General features: G+C 69.9%; 3 protein-coding genes. All 3 read right to left on the bottom strand.

All coding sequences use genetic code 11. The features are described from left to right. A partial coding sequence (gene pheT, locus NA4_RS09800) for a phenylalanine--tRNA ligase subunit beta (RefSeq protein WP_067467414.1) occupies positions 1-1,890 on the bottom strand: 1,890 nt, incomplete at its 3' end. A 33-nt stretch (positions 1,891-1,923) separates the two neighbouring features. After that, positions 1,924-2,985, bottom strand: coding sequence for a phenylalanine--tRNA ligase subunit alpha (pheS, locus tag NA4_RS09805; RefSeq protein WP_067467417.1), 1,062 nt, complete (start codon positions 2,983-2,985; stop codon positions 1,924-1,926). A gap of 220 nt (positions 2,986-3,205) precedes the next feature. Further along, positions 3,206-4,561, bottom strand: a 1,356-nt coding sequence (locus NA4_RS09810; protein ID WP_245671234.1) for an MFS transporter, incomplete at its 5' end; no start/stop codon positions are given.

The raw sequence follows: 4,561 nt of genomic DNA on the forward strand, positions 1-4,561 counted from the left end.
CGGCTGGTGGGGCAGCGAGTCGAGCAGCTCGGCCACCTCGTCGTCGGTGGGTCGCCGGTGCACCGGAAGCGGCTCGATCGCCCGGGTGTTCGGGCCGGGCAGCACCACCTGCGCGATGCCGTAGAGCGCGAGATCACGCGCGCCGCGCGAGATATTGCGGGCGGCCACCTCGAGCAGGCCGGGCAGCAAGGTGGTGGCCAGTTCGGCGCGTTCCACGTCGAGCGGGTTGAGCACTCGGGTGGTGACCCGGCGCGGATCGTCGGCGTCCAGGCCCCAGGTGTCGAACACACCCGCGGGCAGGAACATCGGCGGTGGGACCTCCACGGCACCGGCGAACGCGAGCGCTCGGCTCACCGCGCGACGGCGGTGCTGGGCCGGGGTGAGCCCGCGCCCGGCCGGGGCGGCGGGCAGCACGGACGGGATCTGCTCGAGCCCCTCCAGCCGCAGCACCTCCTCCACCAGGTCGGCGGGTTGCGCCAGGTCGGGCCGCCAGCTCGGCGGGGTCACCACCAGCTGACCGTGTCCGGTCTCGCTGACGCCGACCTCGACGGTGCAGCCGATCTGGGCCAGGCGGCGCGCCGAGGTCCCGGTCGGGTAGACGACGCCCGCGACGCGATCGGCCAGATCGATGTCGATGCGGATCGGCTCGGCGGCGGGAACGGGGACCCGGACGTCGGTGAGCACCGGTTCGACGGTGCCGCCCGCGATTTCGGCGAGCAGGCTCGCGGCCCGGTCGAGCGCGGCGATGTTGATCTCCGGATCGACGACGCGTTCGTACCGCTTCCCCGCCTCGGACACCAGTTTGTGCCTGCGCGCGGTCCGGTAGATCCGCAGCGGGTTCCAGGTGGCCGCCTCCAGCAGGATGTCGGTGCTCTCCGCCCCCACCTCGGTGCTCGCGCCACCCATCACGCCGGCCAGCGAGACGACGCCGGAATCGTCGGCGATCACCACGTCCTCGGGGTCGAGCACGCGCTCCACATCGTCCAGCGTGCGCAGCTTCTCGCCGGTGCTCGCGCCACGGACCACCAGCCCGCCCGACACCTTCGCCGCGTCGAACGCGTGCAGCGGCTGCCCCAGCTCGAGCATCACGTAGTTGGTGACGTCCACCGCGGGCGAGATCGGCCGCACGCCCGACAGCAGCAGCCTGCGCTGCAACCACCAGGGGCTGACCGCCGTCGGATCGATGCCGGTGACCCGGCGCGCCGCGAAGCGGGTGCACTGCGAACTCGGCTCCACCTGGATCGACCAGGCCTCCTGCTGGTAGTCGGGCAGGGTCCGCACGGCCGGGTCGGCGTAGTCGAGATCGAACCCGCAGGCCAGTTCGCGGGCCAGGCCGCGCACCGAGAAGCAGTAACCGCGGTCGGGGGTGATGTTCAGCTCGATGACCGTGTCGTCCAGCCCGAGCAGTTCGTTGGCGTCTGTACCGGGCTCGGCGGTGCCCGGCTCCAGCACCAGGATGCCGGAGTGGTCCTTGCCGATGCCGAGTTCGGCGACCGAGCAGATCATGCCGTGCGAGACGTGGCCATAGGTCTTGCGCGAGCTGATCTGGAATCCACCCGGCAGCACACCGCCCGGCAGCACCACGACCACCAGGTCACCGACCGCGAAATTCCGTGCGCCGCAGACGATCTCCTGCAATTCGGGATTGCCGACATCCACCTTGCAGAAGCGGATGGGCTTCTTGAATTCGGTCAGCTCGGTGATCTCGGCGACCCGGCCGACCACCAGCGGCGGCCGCCCCTCCCCGCCGTTGACGCGCTGGAGCTTGTCGACCTCTTCGACTTCCAACCCGACCCGGACGAATCCCGCGTCGAGCTCCTCCGGCGTCACCGACCACTCGGGGTTGGTGCGCTGGATGATGTCGGTCAGCCAGGACTGCGCTACTCGCACTTGACGTTTCGCTCTCTCGATCGAAGGGTGGGGTCAGGACCGGATACCGAAGGGCAGCGTGAAACGCACGTCGCCTTCCACGATGTCCCGCATGTCCGGGATGCCGTTGCGGAACTGCAGGGTGCGCTCCAGGCCCATGCCGAACGCGAATCCGCTGTACACCTCGGGATCGATCCCGCTGGCGATCAGCACCTTCGGGTTCACCATGCCGCAGCCGCCCCATTCGACCCAGCCGGGACCGCCCTTCTTGTCCGGGAACCACACGTCGACCTCCGCGGAGGGCTCGGTGAACGGAAAGTAGTTGGGGCGCATGCGGGTTCGGGTCTCCGGACCGAACAGCGCCCGGGCGAACGCGTCCAAGGTGCCGCGCAGATGCGCCATGGTCAGGCCCTTGTCCACCGCCAGGCCCTCGACCTGGGAGAACACCGGGGTGTGCGTGGCGTCCAGTTCGTCGGTGCGGAATGTGCGGCCGGGGCAGACCACGTAGATCGGCAGGTCGCGTTCCAGCATCGAGCGCACCTGCACCGGAGAGGTGTGCGTGCGCAGGACCTGCCGGGAGCCCTCCGGCGCGATGTGGAAGGTGTCCTGCATGGTGCGCGCCGGGTGGTCGGGCAGGAAGTTCAGCGCGTCGAAGTTGAAGTGCTCGGTCTCCACCTCGGGACCCTCGGCGACCTCCCAGCCCATCGCGACGAACACGTCGGCGACCTGCTCGGAGATGACCGTGATCGGATGCCGGGCGCCCACCGCCGTGCGGCGCGCGGGCAGCGTCACGTCGATGGCCTCCGCGACCAGCACGGCGGCGTCGCGCTCGGCCAGCAGCGTGGCGCGCCGGGCCTCGAACGCCTCGGACACTCGGCCCCTGGCCAGGTTGACCCGCTTGCCCGCGTCGGCCTTCTCCGATTTCGGCAGGGCGCCCAGAGCGCGCTGAGCCAGCGCCAGCGGCGCCTTGGCGCCGAGGTGTTCGGTTTTCGCGACCGCGAGCGCATCCAGGTCGGCGGCAGCGGCGAACGCCTTCTCGGCGGCCGCCGCGGCCGCGGCCAGTGCCTCCTCGGTCAGCGCCGCGTTCTGCTCGCCTGCGTCGATGTCGTCGGCCACGATGCTCCGTCTCTCCCCTGGGGATCGGTTCGCGGGCACAGCTGATTGCCGACCCGCATTGCTGCTGGTCGCATCGTATTCGATCGCTCCGGGGCGATTCACGCGGATTACCCGCTGGCGAAGACCGGCGAGTCTGTTATCGGCGCCGATCGTTGCGCTCCAGGACCGATCGCGGATACCCGGCCCAGGATATCGCCTGGGCCGGGCGAATGGGCGGCGGTCAGCTCGCGGCGACGATCCGGCTGGGCAGCAGCCACGACACGAGCGCGCCGACCGCGACGATCGCGGCACCGACCCACACTGCCGGTACCAGACCGTCGACGTAGCTTTGCGGGTTCGTATAGGAGCCGTGCGAGGCGAACACCGACGCCAGCACCGCGACACCCATGGCGACACCGACTTCACGGATGGTGTTGTTGGTGCCCGAGGCCATCGCGTGGTCCTCCGGGGCCGCCGCGGCCATCACCACCGTGGCACCCGGCGCGAAGGTGAGGCCCATACCGATGCCGGCGAGCAGGAACGGTCCGACGAATGACACGTAGCTCGCATCGACGGAGCTGACCGCCGCCATCCAGGCCAGCGCGACGGCCAGCAATGCCTGCCCGGTGGTCAGTAGCGTGCGGGCGCCGACCCGGTCGACGATCAAACCCGCCAGCGGCGCGACCACCATCGGGGCCATCGTCCAGGGCATGGTGCGGATTCCGGACTGCAGTGGGCCGTAACCCTGCACGACCTGGAAGTACTGGGCCAACAAGAAGATCGAGCCGAAGACGCCGACGGAGAAGGTGAAGCTGGTCGTGTTGCTCACCCGGAACGCACGGGAGCGGAACAAGCGCAGCGGCAGCATCGGGTCCGGCGTGTGCAGTTCCCAGGCGATCAGGCAACCGAGCAGGACCGCGCCACCGATCAGCGCGAACAGTACGCCGGACGAGGTCCAGCCGTCATCGGCGCCATGGATGACGCCCCACACCACCGCGAGTACACCCCCCGCCGACAGTATCAACCCCACCGGATCCAGGCGTCTGGCCCCACCGTGCGATTCGGTCAATACCCGGAGCGCGAAGGGCAGCACCAGCACACCGATGGGCACATTCACCCAGAACATCCATTGCCAGCTGAGGCCCTCGACAACCGCGCCCCCGATAAGTGGGCCGAGCGCGACGCCGAGACCGGAGATCCCGCCCCAGATGCCGATCGCGACGCTGCGCATCTTCTCCGGCACCGCCGCCGACAGCAGCGTCAGCGACAGCGGCATCACGCCCGCCGCACCGAAGCCCTGCACCGCGCGTGCGGCGATCAGCATGCCGGGCTCGGTCGCCAGCGCGCAGGCGGCGGACGCCAGCGTGAACAGGCCGATGCCGAACAGGAAGATCCGGCGCCTGCCCAGCCGGTCGCCGATGGCGGAGGCGGTGAGCAGCATCGAGGCGAACGACAGCGTGTACGCGTTGACGAACCACTGCAGGTCGGTGAGCGACGCACCCAGTTCGGTGCGGATCACCGGCAGCGCGTTCGTCACGACCAGGTTGTCCAGCGTGACCATGAACATAGGGATGCCGACGGCGGCCAGAACGGCGGC

Source organism: Nocardia amamiensis NBRC 102102, from assembly GCF_001612745.1.
GTDB lineage: Bacteria > Actinomycetota > Actinomycetes > Mycobacteriales > Mycobacteriaceae > Nocardia > Nocardia amamiensis.